This is a genomic window from Saccharopolyspora gloriosae (assembly GCF_022828475.1).
Lineage (GTDB): Bacteria > Actinomycetota > Actinomycetes > Mycobacteriales > Pseudonocardiaceae > Saccharopolyspora_C > Saccharopolyspora_C gloriosae_A.
Genome location: NZ_CP059557.1, coordinates 2481691 through 2499146 on the forward strand (window position 1 = coordinate 2481691; position 17456 = coordinate 2499146).

At 68.8% G+C, this 17456-nt stretch carries 15 protein-coding genes; 9 read left to right on the forward strand and 6 right to left on the reverse strand.

Going from position 1 to position 17456, the window contains the following annotated elements; all coding sequences use genetic code 11:
- Positions 1 to 75: 75 nt before the first annotated feature.
- The 5 genes from H2Q94_RS10560 to H2Q94_RS10580 are packed head-to-tail and all read right to left on the reverse strand — an operon-like array spanning position 76 to position 4521.
- Positions 76 to 315 carry a hypothetical protein gene (locus H2Q94_RS10560; protein ID WP_258718706.1) on the reverse strand — a complete coding sequence of 80 codons (240 nt, stop codon included), beginning with the start codon at positions 313 to 315 and terminating at the stop codon, positions 76 to 78.
- Positions 316 to 331: 16 nt separating this feature from the next.
- A complete protein-coding gene (locus H2Q94_RS10565) occupies positions 332 to 1276 on the reverse strand; it encodes a PfkB family carbohydrate kinase (RefSeq protein ID WP_243794334.1) in 945 nt (314 codons plus the stop codon).
- 11 nt (positions 1277 to 1287) lie between these two features.
- Positions 1288 to 2763: a purine-cytosine permease family protein gene (locus tag H2Q94_RS10570; RefSeq protein ID WP_309501142.1), complete on the reverse strand. Its 1476-nt coding sequence runs from the start codon at positions 2761 to 2763 to the stop codon at positions 1288 to 1290.
- A 4-nt stretch (positions 2764 to 2767) separates the two neighbouring features.
- Positions 2768 to 3796 (reverse strand): ADP-ribosylglycohydrolase family protein, encoded by a 1029-nt coding sequence (locus H2Q94_RS10575; protein WP_243794335.1) that lies wholly within the window; start codon positions 3794 to 3796, stop codon positions 2768 to 2770.
- Positions 3793 to 4521 (reverse strand): GntR family transcriptional regulator, encoded by a 729-nt coding sequence (locus tag H2Q94_RS10580; protein ID WP_243794337.1) that lies wholly within the window; start codon positions 4519 to 4521, stop codon positions 3793 to 3795. Before H2Q94_RS10580 ends, H2Q94_RS10575 begins: the two co-directional genes overlap by 4 nt.
- A 147-nt stretch (positions 4522 to 4668) precedes the next feature.
- Between H2Q94_RS10580 and H2Q94_RS10585 the strand changes: the two genes are divergently transcribed.
- The 4 genes from H2Q94_RS10585 (at position 4669) to H2Q94_RS10600 (ending at position 10631) form a co-directional block, all read left to right on the forward strand.
- Entirely contained in the window at positions 4669 to 5844 is a 1176-nt protein-coding gene (locus H2Q94_RS10585) for an effector-associated constant component EACC1 (RefSeq protein ID WP_243794339.1), read from the forward strand.
- A gap of 103 nt (positions 5845 to 5947) precedes the next feature.
- A complete protein-coding gene (locus tag H2Q94_RS10590; protein WP_243794340.1) occupies positions 5948 to 6118 on the forward strand; it encodes a hypothetical protein in 171 nt (56 codons plus the stop codon).
- A 200-nt stretch (positions 6119 to 6318) separates the two neighbouring features.
- Entirely contained in the window at positions 6319 to 7329 is a 1011-nt protein-coding gene (locus tag H2Q94_RS10595) for a threonine aldolase family protein (protein ID WP_243794342.1), read from the forward strand.
- A gap of 692 nt (positions 7330 to 8021) precedes the next feature.
- A complete protein-coding gene (locus H2Q94_RS10600) occupies positions 8022 to 10631 on the forward strand; it encodes an AAA domain-containing protein (RefSeq protein ID WP_243794343.1) in 2610 nt (869 codons plus the stop codon).
- 35 nt (positions 10632 to 10666) lie between these two features.
- Here the strand turns inward: H2Q94_RS10600 and H2Q94_RS10605 are convergent, their stop codons facing one another.
- Positions 10667 to 11317 (reverse strand): class I SAM-dependent methyltransferase, encoded by a 651-nt coding sequence (locus H2Q94_RS10605; protein WP_243794344.1) that lies wholly within the window; start codon positions 11315 to 11317, stop codon positions 10667 to 10669.
- Positions 11318 to 11904: 587 nt separating this feature from the next.
- Between H2Q94_RS10605 and H2Q94_RS10610 the strand changes: the two genes are divergently transcribed.
- The 5 genes from H2Q94_RS10610 to H2Q94_RS10630 all read left to right on the forward strand — a co-directional run bounded on the left by H2Q94_RS10610 (position 11905) and on the right by H2Q94_RS10630 (position 17353).
- Complete coding sequence (locus tag H2Q94_RS10610; protein ID WP_243794345.1) at positions 11905 to 12828, forward strand: hypothetical protein; 924 nt, start codon at positions 11905 to 11907, stop codon at positions 12826 to 12828.
- A 144-nt stretch (positions 12829 to 12972) separates the two neighbouring features.
- Positions 12973 to 14586 carry an SPFH domain-containing protein gene (locus tag H2Q94_RS10615; RefSeq protein WP_243794346.1) on the forward strand — a complete coding sequence of 538 codons (1614 nt, stop codon included), beginning with the start codon at positions 12973 to 12975 and terminating at the stop codon, positions 14584 to 14586.
- Positions 14579 to 15655, forward strand: a complete 1077-nt coding sequence (locus tag H2Q94_RS10620; protein ID WP_243794347.1) for a protein phosphatase 2C domain-containing protein — start codon at positions 14579 to 14581, stop codon at positions 15653 to 15655. Before H2Q94_RS10615 ends, H2Q94_RS10620 begins: the two co-directional genes overlap by 8 nt.
- Positions 15642 to 16649 (forward strand): protein kinase domain-containing protein, encoded by a 1008-nt coding sequence (locus H2Q94_RS10625; protein ID WP_243794348.1) that lies wholly within the window; start codon positions 15642 to 15644, stop codon positions 16647 to 16649. The genes H2Q94_RS10620 and H2Q94_RS10625 overlap by 14 nt, the downstream gene beginning before the upstream one ends.
- Positions 16646 to 17353, forward strand: a complete 708-nt coding sequence (locus H2Q94_RS10630) for a vWA domain-containing protein (RefSeq protein WP_243794349.1) — start codon at positions 16646 to 16648, stop codon at positions 17351 to 17353. Before H2Q94_RS10625 ends, H2Q94_RS10630 begins: the two co-directional genes overlap by 4 nt.
- The last annotated feature ends 103 nt before the right edge of the window (positions 17354 to 17456 follow it).

Genomic DNA, 17456 nt, shown 5'->3' on the forward strand with positions numbered 1-17456 from the left:
CCGGCCTGCGCGGTCGGCGGGCTTCCGGGCGTCAGTGCTGAAGCCGGGGCGAACCGTTGATCGGGGCCTCGTCGGCTATTTCTCGTACTCGGGTCCGGTTCGAGTGGCCGCATCTCCCGCCAGCGCGGCGGTCGGCGCCGGAACCGGATCCGGATGCCAGAAATCCGCTCCCTTGATGTTCAGCGCCTTCGGATCGAAGACCGGGTCGATGCCGAGCCTGCGCTGCCGGTCGTAGTCGCGGCAGACCTTGTACACGACCGGGAACAGCAGCATGAGGCACACGAGGTTGACCCAGGTGATGAGGCCGAGTCCGATGTCGCCCGCCGGCTGATCACTCGGCGGGCGTCCTTCCGCCCCGGATCACGGCGTCGACCTCGGCGGCGATGGGGGCAGTGGCGGGACCGGGCCGGGTCACGGCGATCGCGGCCGCGACACCGGCCCGGCGCACGGCGGCCTCGAGGTCTTCACCGGCCGCCAGCCGCGCCGACATCACCCCGGCGTGGGCGTCGCCGGCACCGTTGGTGTCCACGGCGTCGACCTCGGGGGAGGGGCAGCTCAGCACGTCCCCGCCGGGGCGGGAGATGAGCGCGCCGTGCGATCCGGCGCGCAGCACCACGGTGCGGCCGGTGGCGGTGGCCAGCGCTGCCGCCACGGTGGCGCGGTCCTCGGTCTCGGCGTTCGATCCCAAGCGCCGCAACAGGATCAGCGCCTCCCGCTCGTTCGTGGTCCACACGTCGGCGCGGTCCAGCAGGACGCGCACCGAGTCGAGGCCGACGTCACCGATCACGGGGGCGGGATCCACGACGACGGAGCACCCGGCCGGAACCGTCGGCAACCACTCCAGCAGCGCCGCGCGGTTGGCGTCGTGGACGAGGGAGTAGCCGGACACGTAGACCACGTCGCCGTTGCCCGGCTCGGTGCGGCGCAGCTGAGCGACGTCCACGGCGCTCTCGGCTCCGGCGGTGGAGACGAACGTCCGCTCCGCGCCGTCATCAACGAGGGCGACGCTGAACCCGGTGTCGGCGCCGGGATCGGCGGGGGCGGCGAGCTCCACGTCCTCGGGCGCCAGCGCCGCGCGCACGATGTCCCCGAACGGGCCGGTGCCGTGGCCGCCCGCGTACACGACCCGAGCACCGTCGCGCGCGGCGGCGAGCATGACGTTCACGCCGCCGCCCGCGAGGAACTCGTGTCCGGAGGCGAACACGTCGCCGCCGGGAGCCGGCACCGAGGGCACTCGCAGCACGAGGTCGACGACGGCCTGTCCGGTGTGGATCACGCGGCCGGGACTCATTTCGCACCCGCCGCGGACCGGAGGCCGAACACCGCGTAGAGCAGCCCGCCGAGGCCGGCGGCGAGGATCCACGACATGCCGTTGGTTCCGATCCACGTGTCGTACATCGGCCCCGTGTACAACGGAACATCGCCTGGAGTGACCTGCATGAACAGGGCCGCGACGACGATCGCGGCCAGCCACGACCCGAGGGCGGACCAGCGCACGCCGCCGGTGTAGTAGTAGGCGCCCCGCCGGCTCAGGTCCAGGAGTGCTTCGGGGTCGTAGTCGCGGCGCCGGATCATGTCGACGAGGAAGATCCCCACCCACGCCGAGATCGGCACGGCCAGCAGCGAGATGAACGTCGTGAACGGTCCGTAGAACCCGTCGGCGACGAGCAGGAACAGCAGCGACCCGATCGTTGTGATGACCACGTCGACGATCACCGCGTACACCCGCTTGACCCGCAGCCCGAGGGTGAGGGTCGTCAGGCCCGCCGAGTACACCGACAGGTGGTTGGACAGCAGCAGGCCGATGAAGGAGATCACCATGTAGCCGACTGCGATCCAGGTCGGCAGGCTGTCGCGGATGGCATCGAGGGGATTCGCGGCCGTGGCGATCGCCGGATCGGACGCGCCGAGCACCGACCCCATGCCGATCATGACCACCAGCGGGATGCCCGCACCGGCGGCCGCGGACATCACCAGCGGCAGGGCGCGCACGGTCGGGGCCTGGTAGCGGGCCATGTCCGCACCGGAGTTCGCCCAGCCGATGCCGGTGCCCGCGACGATGGTGCCGATCCCGGTCAGCACCGCGGCCAGACCGCCGCTCGGTGTCCGCCCCACTTCCGCCCAGTCGATGTTGACGACCAGGAATGCCAGGAGCAGCAGGTTGACCGCCCCGAAGATCCAAGTGGACCACTTCTGGACGACCAGGATCACGGCGTGGCCCATGCCGGACACGGCGACGGTGAATCCGACGAACAGCGCCACACCGGCGACGGCGACCAGCGGCGCGGATTTCGCGTCCTCACCGGTGCCGGTGAGCAGCGAGACGCTCGTGACGATGGCGAGAGCGGCCGTCGAGGTGTTCACCGTCTCCCAGCCGAGCCGCGACACGAGCGCGATCGCCGTCGGCCCCGCGTTGCCGCGAGTGCCGAAGACGGCGCGGGACAAGGTGAGGCTCGGCGCCCCGCCGCGCCGCCCGGCGACGGAGATCAGGCCGACGACGGCGAAGGACCCGAACGCGCCGATGACCGCGACGATGAGGGCCTGCCACACGGACAGGTCGAGGGCCACGAGGCTGACCCCGAGCGGCATGCCGACCACGGAGATGTTCGCGGCGAACCACACCCAGAACAGCTGCATCGGATTCCCGCGGCGTTCCGCAACGGGCACGGGTTCGATACCGCGCTGCTCCACCGCACCGAGCGCGCCGGTTTGCGGGGGTTCTAAGGGTTTCGCCGCCGTGGATCCGGTGGGAGTCTCGGACACTGGTTCACCTCATCTTCGTTGACGACCGCCGCACGGCGAGCAGCCGCCGCGCGAGCGTGGCCAGGTCCAGGCCGTTGATGTCGAGGACGCGGCGGACCGCTGCGTCCGGGAACGCCTCGGCGCCGTGCACGGCGCCGAGCACGGCCCCCGCCATGGCGGCGACGGTGTCGGTGTCGCCGCCGAGGGACGCCGCGGTGCACAGCGCGTCGAACGGGAACTCGGCGCCGCGCTCGACGAGCAGGAGCGCGGCCACGACGGACTCCTGCGACTGCACCGACGTGCCGACCACCTCGTAGAGGAACGACTCGAAGTCCTCGGTGCCGAGCCCTTTCGCGTACCGGCGGAAGGCGTTGAACCGCGCCGGAACGGAGGCGCCCGCCACCCAGTGCCCGCGTGTCTCGCCCTCCCGGGCCGCTGCGTCGGCGGCCTCGAGGGCTCCGGCGGTGTCCGCTCCGTCGACGCCCGCCGAGACGGCGGCGGCGATGGCGCAGGCGGCGGAGATCCCCAGTCCGGTGTTGTGGGTGACGCGACCCGCTTCGACGACCGCGTCGATCAGGCGCTCGCCGCGCGGGTGAGCGACTCCGACGGGGGCGATACGCATCGCGGCGCCGTTCGTCGTCCCGGAGCGGCCGGTCTCCTCTACGGAGACGCCTGCCTGGAGCTTCGCCAGGGCCGCGTTGGTGGAGGGGCCGAGGAGATCCAGCGAGCCGCGCTCGAGCATCGCCTGTTCCCAGGCGATCAACTGCTCGGCGAAGGCGTGCGCGTCGATGCTCCCGGAACCGTCGCTGATCAGCCGCGCGACGATCATCGCTTGGTCGGTGTCATCGGTGACGGAGGCGGCGGCCATGCCGGGCGCGATGGGCTGATCGGCGGCGCCGTCGACGAAGTCGCTGATCCGGCCGTAGCGCTCGCGGATCCGTTCCCGCGGCATGGACTGGGTCGGCATGCCGAGGGCGTCGCCGATGGCGAGCCCGACGAGCGCGCCGTACGCGCGCTCGAAAGCGGGATCCGCGGCGTCTTGAGCGGCGGTCATCGTTCGTCTCCGAAGGTGTGCGCGAGGGTGAAGTACCGCGGGTCGAGCAGCGAGACGACGTGCTCGGCGAACCGGCCGTCGTCGGTGAACGAGGTGCGGGCGGTGCGCAGGAAGACCGTTCCCGCGTCGTGGCGCAGGATCTCGGCTTCCCGTTCGTCCAGCGGGTGCACGTCCGCGCGCTGGGTGCCGCGCGTGGAGAGGTACCCGGCCTGCACGAGGGTCTGGGAGATCGAGCCCTGGATCAGACCGGTCTCCGGCAGCTCCGCGAGACGGCCGTCGGCGGGAACCGTGGAGCACTCGAAGGAGATCGGCTCGACGCTGTCCGCGGAACGCAGCAGCCGGACGCGGCGGATCGCGATGCCCTGCTCCAGCCGGACCTCGTCGGGAAGCAGCGGAACGTCGGAGCGCTGCACGCGCTCGATGCCGAGGACGGCGACGGTGATCTGGCTGCCGGTGGAGGCGAGGGACTGAGCCCAGCCGCGGTCCTGGCTCAGCTGGTGTCCGTCGAAGATGACGAACGAACCACGGCCGGTTTCGGTGGAGATGAGCCGCAGGTGCTGGAGTTCGCTGAGGGCCTGTCGCACGGTGCCCCGCGAGACGTCGAACTCCTCGGCCAGGCGCAGTTCCCCGTCCAGTTTGTCACCGGGACGGTAGTGACCGTCGCGGATGCGCCGCGCGAGGGTGTCGACGATCTGCTGCCGCTTCCCCGGCACCTGTCTATACATGTTGGTACATGTACAGCACGACGGCCCGTGGGGCAAGCGGGACGTTCTCGATCGGCCGAGGCTCCCGCCCGTCTCGTGCCGGGCCGGGGCGAACTCGTCGCTCCGAATTCCCTGTATGTCAGCCGAATCCATCCGTCTGGGGAGTAGATGGACATCGAGTTCAGGTTCGAAGCTCGGGAAGGCGACGACAGTTCACACGATGAGCTTCGAACGCTCTACGCCCATCTGGGAGGCGACTTCGAACTTCAACGGCACGCGCGCATATCCGTTCGGCGCGAGTCGTTGCAGTCGGGAGAGCTGGGCGCTGCGGAGGTCGTACTGGCCGCCGTGTCCGCCGGCCTGGGGGTGGGCCGGCTCGCGATCGCCATCAGGGCGTGGCGCGACGCGATGAACCACCCGACGGCGCTCGCCCTCACCGGCCGGTCCAGCGGGTACGCGCTCGCGGACAACGATCCCGGCCGCGTGTTCCCGGTGGAGCTCGGCGATCCCGAAGAGCTGAACGTCGCCGCGGACACCGCCCTGACGTTGCGCGGCACGGATGGCAGACCCTACGGGGGTCGAATCGACGGCGAGGGCATGGTCGTCGAGCCCGGCACCGACACCGTGCTGGTCGGCTCGGAGAAGGGGCCGTCGATCCGCCGTTTCCGGCTCAGCGACGGGCACGAGGTGGGAACTCCGCTGCCCATTCCGGAGAAGCTGCGCACCGAGCCGTTCGGTGGAGCGCACCAGGGACGCACCACCGAGTCGCTGGCCGCGACGGCCGATGGTCGCTACCTCTACGCGGGCTGGGAGGCGCCGCTCAACGACGACGGCGATCAACGAGGGCGAAACCGCCTGCGAATTCAGCGCTATCACGGTGAACCGGGCGGAAACTACGTCCCGGACCGCCAATGCGCGTACGAGACCAGCACCGGCATGTACTTGGCGGAGCTCGCCGTGACCGAGCAGGATCGGCTGCTCGCGCTGGAACGGCAGTACGTCGAAGGACTCGGCAACACGGTGCGAGTCGTCGAGCTGCGCCTCACCGACGACAAGGACGTGACGAACACTCCCGCACTGGCCGAAGTCTCGGCCGATGTGTTCGTCCGCAGCTCATTGCTGTTCAGCCTCGGCGACTGCCCGGCGGGCGGTCCAGAGGTGGTCGCCGGAAAACAACGGCAGCCGAATCCGTTGCTGGAGAACGTCGAAGGCATGGCCGTAGGCCCCGAAGAGGCCGACGGCCCGGCGAAGGGCTCGCGCCTGCTCTACCTGATCAGCGACGACAACGAGAACAACGCCCAGATAACCCGCCTGTACACCTTCCGCATCCGGCTCACCGAATAGTTCGCCGTCCACGACGCCCGTTCTCGCTTCGGCTTCCTGACGCATTCGGGGTGGGAGTCGGAGGCATCCACACGCGTGTGACCAGTCGATCTGACCGGCCGCGTTGAGCTCGGCGAGCAACACCTCGTGGAGCCGGTCGAAGACCCCGCCGATCCCGCAGTCGCCGCCGGCAGGTCATCCCGGAACCGAACCCCAGCACCTGCGGCCGCCGGTCGTCCAGCGCGCCGACGTCACCCCGGAGACGATCTACCGGCGCTGGGGCGATCTGCAGTAGCTGTCGGACGTCGCGCGGAGAGGGCGAATGAGGCGAGCACGATCGGGAACGTTGTGGGAGCCCCGTCCCGGCCACCGATGCGTGGGTCGACCGACATCAACTGTGAACGTCGGCAGGAACTCTGATCGCTGGCAGACTTCCGGGGCATGGACACTCCGAAGGTCCGACGCTCGCTCGCCCTGCATTCGTCGCTCAGGCGCATGCCGCACGACTTGCTGCGCCAGTGGGCCGATCTGGTCGGACCGGATACGTCGCCTGCCGAACCGGTGGCCGTTCTGGAGGAGCGGATCGCCGGGCTGATGGGCGCTCCGGCCGCGCTGTTCTTCCCCACCGGCGCGATGGCTCAGCAAGTGGCGCTGCGGATCCACGCGGACCGCCGAGGCAGGCGGACCTTTGCCGGGCATCCGTACCTGCACCTCGATACCTGGGAATTGCAGGGCTACAACGCGGTCCACGGCTTGCGCTTCCACCCGGCAGGCGACCGGCACGAGCTGCTGGGCAAGGACGATCTGGCCAGGATCGGTGAACCGCTGGCCGCGGTGGTGTGGGAGTTGCCGCAGCGGGATCTCGGTGGACTGCTGCCGGGGTGGGAGCAGCTGTGCGAGCAGGTGGACCTGGTGCGCTCGCGCGGGGCAGCGGTGCATCTCGACGGCGGTCGGATCTTCGAGGCGCAGCCGTTCTACGACCGGCCGCACGCGGAGATCGCAGGGCTCTTCGACACCGTGTACGTCTCCTTGTACAAGGGGCTCAGCGGTGTTCGCGGTGCGGTGCTGGCCGGTGATGAGGAGACGGTGGCCGAGGCCGCGGTGTGGCGCAAGCGCCTCGGCGGTGCGATCTCGAACGCCTGGCCCTTGGCGCTAGGAGCGCTGTCGGGGCTGGACCACCTGGTTCCGCGGATGGCGGAGTTCCGCGCTCACGCCGTCGCGATCGCGGCCGCGCTCAACGCCGATGGAATCGTGCGCGCGTTGCCCGACCCGCCGCAGACCCCGTTGTTTCACGTTCACGTGTCCGCTGCGAAAGCCGCGGTCGAGCGGGCCGGTGCCCAGCTGATCGCGGAGGACGGCACAGAACTGTTCTACAAGGTCCGTTCGGCGCCGGATCCGTCGCGATGCGCGTTCGAGATCTGCGTCGGTGAGAACGCGATGGAGTTCAGGCCCGACGAGGTCGTGGAACTCGTGCGGGATCTGGTGAGTCGTGCGATGAGCGACTGAACCGTCCCACCGGACCGCACGGGCAGGTTCCAAGGGATCGTCGTCGGACTGTGCGGCAATGAGTCGAAATCGCAGTGCCTCTGTGGGGAACCGGAAACCTGTGTCCGCCGTGCCGGTGTGTGTCCAGCAGGACGGGACCGAAGCCGCTGTCGGATCGGCGGGCATTGCAGGGGATCTTGTTCGTGCTGTTCACGGGGATCGGGGGATCTTCCGCAGGAGCTGGGGCTCGGTTCCGGTATGACCTGCTGCCAGGAAGCCGCTGAAAACCCGCCGGTGGCCGTCCTGCTGGGGCGCTCAGTGCTCAGTGGCTTCACCGCTGACAAGAGGCGGATCAAGACCATTCTGCACTGATTCCTTACTCCGAATGGGCGGTAGGTCTTCCGGTGGAGTCGGCCCTGCCGCCAACATGGCCGAGGTGAAGATCGAACCGGTGCTCCGTTGACCGATGTTGTGGTCGGCCCGGCCGTGGAAGGAGCAGCGTGCCCAACTGCCGCCTGCGCGCGGCCGCGACCGCATCGGGTTGAGGAGTGCGAGTGCTGGATCCGCGCGCTGAAGCGGTATTGATCTTTGATCAGTCGGCTGGTCGGTTTCAGGATCGGACAGCCGACATATCCGCGGTCGAGCCTTTGGCGGACGGGCGGGTCGGCATCGTGTTCAACGGTGGCAAGCGCTATCCGTACGGATCGGGGCGTGTGCGGGCTCTTCGCGACCCGGAACGCATCGCGCTCAACGGAGAAGTTCGGGTCGAGGTGCGCGGAGCTGTCTGGGAAAGCGCCGTCGAGATCGCCACGTTCGCTGATTCGGAGGGCGCGTGGGCCAGGGTTTTCTACCGGCGCAAGGGAAACGAGACGTACCGGACCTATCCTGATTCGGAAGTACGCGTTCTCACGTCCGCGACCGGATCCGGGGCGGCGGCCGAGGTGTTCCGCTACTGGCGGGACGTCGTGGCCGGGCTCCCCGGTGACGATCCGCTGGTGCGGCCGTACGGCAGGCTGAGTTTCGTCAACCCGGAGAGCGCGCTGGGGGCGTACCTGGCCGGTGCACCGATCACGCCGCGCGAACCGACCGGTGTCGCGATCTTCCCGTTCCGGTGCAACCTGAGTCAGCGCCAGGCGGTCGAGAACGCCCTCACCCGTTCCGTTTCGGTCATCCAAGGTCCGCCCGGGACCGGAAAGACCGAAACCATCCTGAACCTGATCGCCAACATCACCGTGCGAGATCGGACCGTCGGCGTCGTGTCGCACAGCAACTCCGCCGTCGACAACGTGCGGGAGAAGCTCGTTGAACTGGGCTTCGGGCATGTGTTGGCGAGCCTCGGAAAACAGGAGAAGCGCAAGGAGTTCTTCGCCGGGCAGGCCGATCGCAACGCACGGGTCGCCGGCTTCGCCGCCGAGACTCCGCCGCCGCCCGAACCCGGGCGGCTGGCCGACGTGGACCGGCGCTTGCGCCGCCTGCAGTCCACCGAACGCACCTTGGCGCAGCGACGGCACGAGGTGGCGGCGTACGGATTGGAGCGGGAGCACTTCGAACGGCACCTGCACGGGGACGAGATGCCCGACCTCTCCGGCCTCCCGCTGCTTCGCCGCTCCTCCGGGCGCATCTTGGACTACCTGGCCGAAAGCGAGCTGGAGCGCAACGGTGCTCGTCCCGGGCTGATTCGGCGGATCCGGAAGTACTTTCGCTACGGCTCGGTGCGCGGCCTCGACCCCGAGGACACCGACGTGGTCCTCCGGCTGCAACGTGCCTACTACACGAAGCGGATCGCCGAGCTGGACAAGGAAATCGCGCAACTCGACGAGGAACTGAGACGAGCGGACTTCGACCGGTTGGCGCAGGAACATCGGCAACTGTCGGTGCAGGCCCTGCACGCTCACCTCGGCGCTCGGTACGGCGGGCTCGCGCGGAAGGAGTACGACGGGGAGACGTATCGGCGGAGCAAGGAATTCCGGGACTTCATCGAGGATTACCCGGTCCTGTTGAGCACCTGCCACTCGTTGAGCTCCAGCATCGAGGACGGTTTCCTGCTCGACCACCTCATCATCGACGAGGCCTCCCAGGTCGACCCACTAGTGGCCGGATTGGCGCTGGCGTGCTGCCGCAACCTCGTCGTGGTGGGAGATGCCGAGCAGTTGCCGCCGATCCCGGCAGCCTCCGCAGCCGACCACGAGGCACCGAGCCCCGCGTACGACTGCAGACGGAGCATCCTCGGCTCGCTGGAGACGTTGTACGGCGAGGCGCTCCCGAGCGCGCTCCTGCGCGAGCACTACCGGTGCGACCCGGCGATCATCGGGTTCTGCAACAAGAAGTTCTACCGCGACGAGCTCATCCCTTACACGACCGGTGGCGACGGCCGCCCGATGATCGTGGTGCGCACGGTCGAAGGAAACCACATGCGCCGGCATCGGACCGGGGGCCGCTCGAACCGCCGCGAAGTGGAGGTCATCGAGACCGAAGTGATCCCGGACCACTGCGCCGAGGTCGACGCGGCCGACATCGGCATCACCACGCCCTATCGGCTCCAGGCGGACAAAGCCCGCGACCTGCTCGATCAGATCGCGTCCGACACCGTGCACAAGTTCCAAGGCAGGCAGAAGAAGGTGGTCGTGATGACCACCGTCCTCGACGAAACGTGGCGCGGTCGCAGCGGTTTGCCGTTCGCCGACGACCCGCACCTGATCAACGTGGCGGTGTCGCGGGCGATCGAGCGCTTCATCCTGGTGACGAACAACGACATGCTGCCGACCAGCCGGCACATCCGGGACCTGATCGGTCACATCCGCTACCACGATCTTGACGAGGACGTCGTGGACAGCGCGGTGGTCTCGATCTTCGACCTGCTCTACCAGCAGTACTCGTTACGGCTGCGATCACTGGCCGGGCGGCTGAAGAACGAGCGGGCCTACAAGTCCGAGGACATCGCGTGGACCGTGCTCCACGAGGTCCTCGCCGAGCAGCGCTACGAACACCTGACCGTCGTCGCTCAAGTGCTGGTGAAGAGCCTGTTCCCGGACCTGAGCGTGCTCACGCCGGAGCAGGCGAAATACGCCGGGAATCGAGCATCGGTCGACTTCGTCATCTACAACCGCGTGACGAACCGGCCGCTGCTGGCGATCGAGGTCGACGGCTTCGCCTACCACGAGAACAAGCCGGAACAACTGCGGCGGGACGAGCTGAAGAATCAGATCTTCCGCACTCACGACATGCCGCTGTTGCGATTGCCGACCACTGGAAGCGGCGAGCAACGTCGAATCCGGCAGGCATTGGACGAAGCCGAAACCCACTGGGCGCAGCAGGCGCAGTGACGATGTCGCGAGGTGCGTCCGCGCGGTGCTGGTGCTCAGCCGGGGAATCGGATCAGTGCCGCTGTGGACAGGTCCCCGCCGTAGTACAGCTCCTGGGACTCGACGAGCCGCGCGCCGGGCATCAGGGCGAGGTAGTCGTCCACCGAGCGCAGCCGGGACCACTCGCTGACCGGGATCGCCGCCTGCGCGTACTCCACGAGCACGAAGTATCGGCAGGAGCGGGAGATCGACCGGCAGATCTCGGCCAGTGCCGCCTCGTCGAGCACGTGCATGAGCACCCATACCGACACGGCGACGTCGATCTTCCGGCCTTCCCACGGCAGGTCCTCGGCGCGCGCGAATTCGAAATCCACATTGGACAGATGTGCGCATGATGCCCGTGCTTCGTCCAGCATTCCGGGAGTCATGTCCAGTGCGGTGACCCGGCCCGCGTGGGCGGCCAGAGTCGGGGTCAGGCGGCCGATCCCGCAACCGATCTCCAGCACGGTGGACAGCGGGCGAGCGAGCTCCCGAGCCGCGGTCCGCAGGCCCGCCGACACCGCATCGCGGGTCCGTTCCGTCGTGGCCGCGTTGTGCTCGGCAGGCTGAGAAGCCCGCATCACGCGGGCCAGGCCGTCCCGGCGCGACCGCTGCCGCCATTCTCCGGCCACATCGGTCGTGGAAACGGTGGAAGTGTTGTTGTGCACGAAGTATCTCCCCAGTGTGGAGGTCCACCGCGAGTTCCGTTGCGGCGATCCCGCGCCCGGCGGGAAACCGGATTCCGCAACGGTGACTCGCGGATATCGACGGAGCCGGCCGCGATGACGTCCGGTACGCGAGTCGTGACCGAGAACGTGCGCGGAATCTGATCACAATCGCGATCATGAACTTATCCGAGCCGAAAGCTGAAAGAACAGCCATCGGCCGTGAATGCCGCCCATCTTCACTCCTCAGAGTGATGGCGTCGGGTCGGGTGAAGACCTCCTTCCACCGGCTCCGCCCAGGTGGAGGAGGCATTCACCTGAGGCTTGTGAACCTTTTCGTCGGCCGTGTGCGTGATACCTGCGTAGGCGGTGTGAGGGGAGGGGATCACGTGTTGAAGTGCGCGGCTTCCGGCGAGCGACTCGGTACCTCCGCGATGGTTCTCGCGACGAGGCCGAATGATCGGCTCCGCGGGTCCTCGCCCGTTCGCGGTCACGAGATCCCGGGAATCGAGGTCACCGAAATCCCGGCGGGCATGTGGTTGCGGTCGAGCCGCGTCCGTGGCGTCCGCGCCGACCTCACGATGCCGGTGATGGGGCGGTGGCCCGCGATCGTGGTGGGCGCACCGGGCGAGGCGAGCCCGGAGGTCAACGACTGCGCCCGGCTCGTGAACTCGCTGCCGGAGCCTCGGCGGACGAACTTCGGGCTGGTCGTTTACGGGTGGGAGCCGACCTCGGCGCGGCCGTTCGCGCAACGGCTCGCCGAGCGATTGCAACGTCCCGTGCACCACTACCACGGCATGCCGTTCCACACCGCGAACGGAACGAGGGACGAACGTGTCATCACCTCCGCCGGTCGACGCACCTGGCGGCCGTTCATCCACTTGAGCGTGCACCGGCCGGGCTGCCCGCCGGTGCCGCGCGAATGGAGGTGCCCGGCTCCGGGGCTGGTGCCCGACGGGATCGGGAGCTATCGGCTGGCGGCCGGCTGGATGGTCGACGTGCTCGCGTCCGGTCTGCTGATCCGGCCCGTCGGCACGGTGCCGGATTCGGTGGTGGAGCTGATCCCGCCTCATCCCGGGCACGTCAACCTCGTGCTCGCGGCCGTTCCGCCGCCGACGGTGCTGCCCGCGGTGGAACGGATGGTGAATTCGTTGCCTGCGGCGGCGCGTTCGCGGATCCGGCTGGTCGCGGCATCGGGCGTCGATCCCGCCGGGCTCGGAGGACTCGTCCGGGCGTTGCACGTCGAAGTGCACGCGTTGGGGAAGGCGGGCCGGAAATGGCCGTCGCTCGTGCGCCGCTTCGTCCGACCGGCGCCGGGCGGGGGCATCGGCGAGCCGCGGGAGGGATGGGCCTGCGGGAGCTGCGACACCAACAACCTCGGCGGGGTCGCGGTCTGCCGCAGGTGCCGACGTGGACGAGACGGCACCGCATCGAAGGCCGGGCCGAGCTCGGACCAACCGAATGGACAGCGCTACGGCGGTCCGGTCACGGACTCGCCCGACGGAAAGGTGTGACTTGCCGTGCCTTATTACGTTGTACTCCTCTGCACCGTCGTGGTGTCCGTGTGGACGGGTGTATCCGTGCGCCGGGTGCCGACCGGTCATGTTGGCCTCGTTCGCCGGAGGTACGGGTGGTCTCGGGAAGCGAAGGACTTCCGGGTGCGCGTCCACGGCGGCATCGGCCCGCAGGCCGCCATCCTCAAATCCGATCGCATGTACTTCCTGCCGATTCCGTTCTACCGGGTCACCTACGTGCGGCAGACGTACGTGCCGCCGGGAACGATCGGCGTAGTCGTGGCGAAGGAGGGCGCCGTCCCGCCGGCTCGGCCGTTGTGCGAGCACGTTGAGAGCGACCACTTCCAGGACGGGCGCGCGTTCCTGCTCAACGGTGGGCAGATGGGCCGGCAGCCCGCCGTGCTGCACGGCGGGGCGTCCTACGACATCAACCCGTGGATCTTCGACGTGACCACCACCGAGAACATCGGTGCGGGCAAGCACGATCTCGTCGCGGAACACCTGAAGGAGATCACCGTCCGGGAGGGCAACACGGGTGTTGTGATCGCGTTGGACGGCGAGGCGCCGGAGGACGGGGAAAACCCCGTGGGGCCGAGGATTCCCGGACATCTGGGCTTCCGCCACCCCTGGGTGTTCCTCGCCAACGGTGGCCACCGCGGCGCCCAGGAGGAGACGCTCAGCCATGGCGTGTACGCGATCAACCCGTGGTTCGCGAGGATCGTGTTCATCCCGACCCGCGTGCTCATCCTGAACTGGCGCAAGAAGGGCGACAAGGACGCGAGCCGCTACGACGCGGCGCTGGACCGGATCACCGTCAACGTCGAAGGGCACCGGCTGAGCACCGACATGTCGCAGCTCATCCAGATCCCGGAGCGGGCGGCGCCGGCACTGGTCGGGTGCTTCGGCGAGAGCGAACGCGCGGTGCTCGGCGTCGGTGGTGACGCGGACCTGAGTCCGGTGCAGCGCTTCGTCAAGCGAGTGCTCGGTCGCACCGTCGAGGGCTTCTTCCAGAACACCGCCGTGGAGTACGAGGTCCTCGAGTTCCTGGAGAACCACAACGAGGTGTCCCAGCAGCTCGAGGCGAAAGTCCGCCAGGCACTCGCCGAGTGGGACGTGGACGCGATTCGCGTGACGATGAACGAGTTCGAGCCGGAGGACACCGGAATCGACCAGTTCCGGCGGGAGATCGCACGGGAGCGCGACCGAAAGCGCCCGCTCGAGTACCGGGTGGCGAACGCCGAGATCGAGGCTCGGATCGAAAAGGTGCTGATCGCCATCGCTCGCGACCGCGGCAAGCTGGCGACCGCCGAACTGGAGGACGAGATCCGGCTCCTGGGCGCCGACCCGGTGGCGTTCGAGCGGCTGATCGGGAAGCTGGTGGAGATGAAGGTGCCGGAGTTCATCGGAGCCGACACCGGAACCCTGCTGAACATGCCGCTTCCCGCCGTCGGGAGGCTGATCGAAAAGCACTTCTCCGGCGCGGGACGCGGAACCGGCGCCCTGCTCCCAGAGGACGCTTCGATCCCGGGAGATCAGCCGAACGCGACGGCGGATTCCCGTTCCCCGCAGGAATTTTCCGACGAGCCGCGGAGCCGGAGGAGCCGGGTGCGGGGCAGCGCCGGATCCATTGTGGATAGTACTCCCGATTCGGGTGGATCCGAGCCCGCGGCGGCGGGTGCCCGCGTACGCGGAATGGAGAAGTTCCGCGAGCAGCGCGACTCGAGGCACCTGCCGCGGTCCGGGACCGACGATGCGTGAGCGGCGACGCGGCCGAGCAGGCCCGGCGACCACGGGACCCGTCCTGGCCGCGATCACCCCGCGCACCGCGGTGTGGCACCACTGGAGTCCGGGCCTGCTCGCCCTCGGGGTGTGGACGGAGAAGGCTGCGGACAAAGGGGAGGACGCCGAGCCGCTCGTCCTCCACGACCGGTCGCAGGACACGGGACTCCTCGCGGTGTTCGACGGCGTGGGAGGAGCCGGAGCCGGCGTGGGCCGTACGGCGCAGGGGATCGAACGCAGCAATGCCTGGGTGGGATCCCGTGTCGCACGAGGGCTGGCCGAGGACTGGTTCGCCACGACCGGACGGCACGACTCGCCCGAGGCCGAGCACTCGCTGGACCGGCACCTCGCGCGGCGGCTCGGCGAGCTGCGCGGGGCACGTCGGGGCCGGATCAGCGGTTCGATGCGCCGCGACCTCCCGACGACCGCTGCCGCGGTGCACTACGCGGTGCGCGCGGGCGAGGTGGTGTGGGAGGTGCTCTGGGCCGGGGATTCGCGGTGCTACGTGCTCGAATCGGGGCGCGGCCTGCAGCAGCTCAGCCGGGACGACACGGAATCGGACGACGCCTTGACGCTGCTGACGCAGGACCCGCCGATGACCAACATGGTGTGCGCGAACCGGCCGTTCACCATCCATTCGGTTCCGGGGCGGGCCGCGACCCCGTGCCTGCTCGTCTGCGCCACGGACGGCTTCTTCGGCTACCTGGACACGCCTGCCGAGTTCGAGTTCGTGCTGCTGGACGCGCTGGCGAACGCAGGCGATGTGGGGGAGTGGAGCGCGCTGCTGGCGAGCTCGGTCAGCTCCTACACCGGTGACGACGCGTCGATCGCCGTGGTGGCGCTGGGATACGACAGGTTCGACGAGCTGCGCGCCGCGTTCGCCAGACGACGGAGGGAACTGCTGACCGGGCACGTCAAGCCCGTCCGGCGGCGCTCCGACCGGGAGTCGCTCGTAGCGGCCCGAGCGGAGTCCTGGAGCCGGTACCGCGGGCACTACGAGCGGCGGATGCCGAGCCGCGAAGGGGACCGGGATCGTGAAACAGGGTGATGTCATCCACGGGTACCGCATCCTCGGCAAGCCCACGAACACCGATGCGGGCAAGTGCCTGTGGACGTTCGCGGAGAAGGACGGCCGAGAGTTCTTCATCAAGGAATTCCTCGACCCTCGGCGCCCCCGCCCGAACTTCATGGGCAGCCCCGAGGACCGGCGGGCGATCGAGGCGCAGTGCGACGAGTTCGAGCTCCGGCACCGGTCGGTCAACGAACGGATCGATCCGAAACACCTGCACGCCGGGAACCTGGTCGTCCCGCTCGACTTCTTCGCCGAGGGAAGCCGCTACTACAAGGTGACCGCGCGAGTGCACCCGACCGATCTGCGGGAGCCGCAGGAGCTCACGCCCTACGGGAAGCGAGTGCTGCTCGGCACGCTGGCGGACAGCCTGTGGTACCTGCACTCCTTGCGCATCGTGCACGGCGACCTCAAGCCGCAGAACGTGCTGGTGCACCGGCCGGACGGGAGTGACCTGCACACGGCCAAGCTGATCGACTTCGACGACGCGTTCCCCTCCGGTTCGCCGCCGGATCCCATGTTGATCGGCGGCGACCCCCGGTACGGAGCACCGGAATGGGTCGGATACGTGCGCGGTGAACCGGAGGTCGGTCCCGAGCAGCTGACGATCGCGGCCGACATGTTCGCGTTCGGCCTGGTGGCGCACACCTACCTGACGGGCGGGCCGCCGGGTTTCGACGCGCGGCACGGTTCCCCCGCCGAAGCGGTGAACGCGGGCGAACGGCTCGTGTTCGACGACCGGCTGGATCCGGAGCTCGTGGAGGTGCTGCACGCGCTGGCCGACGTGCGGCCGACCGCGCGGCCGACCATCGGACATGTCCAGGAACTGTTGGAGCACGAGGAGAAACTCGCGTTCCGGCGAATCACAACGGAAAGCCGGCGAGGCACGGGAAGGCGCTCGCGAGTCCGGATCAATCTTGACGGGCGTGCACCGAAAGCCGAATTCGGACGAACAGGGGAGAAGCGGAAATGATCCAGACCAGCCAGATCAGTACAGGAATGCAGTATTCGGTCGACATCGTGCTGTGCATCGACACCACCGGCAGCATGGGACCCATTCTGGAGCACGTCAAGGAGAACGCGCTGTCGTTCCACGACCAGCTCGGTTCGGCCATGGCGAGCAAGGGACGGAGCATCAGCCAGCTGCGGTTGAAGGTCATCGCGTTCCGGGATTTCGCGGACCGAGCCGAAGACGCCGTTCACCAGACCGACTTCCTCCCCTTCCCGGACCGTGCACCCGACTTCGAGTCCTTCGTAGGCGGCCTGCGCTCCGCCGGTGGGGGCGACGCGCCCGAGTCGGGGCTGGAGGCGCTGGCGCTCGCGATCGGATCGGAGTGGGAGCGCGGGCTCGACCGGCGGCGGCACGTGATCGTGCTGTTCACCGACGCGCCCGCGCATCCGCTCGGTTCGCCGAGCCAGGTGCAGGCGGCGGGCTATCCGCAGTCCGTCCCGCGGTCGATGGACGCGTTGTTCCAGCAGTGGGGTTTCGCGCACAGCCAGGACGCGCTCATGGAGAACTCGGCGAAGCGGCTGTTGCTGTTCGCCCCGGAGAGCGAGCCGTGGGTGGACATCTCGGAGGACTGGAACAACTGCCTGTACTTCCCGTCCAACGCGGGAGAGGGACTCGAAGAGTGGGAAATGGACGAGATCATCAACTCCATCGCCAACAGTCTTTGAGGGCGCCTTTCAAGGGGCCTGCGTGGGTGTCCGGCTAGCGGAACCTCGGCGGCTTGCTCGCCGCCGCTCGCCGGTGTGGCCGCGATGCCCGATGTATGCCGAT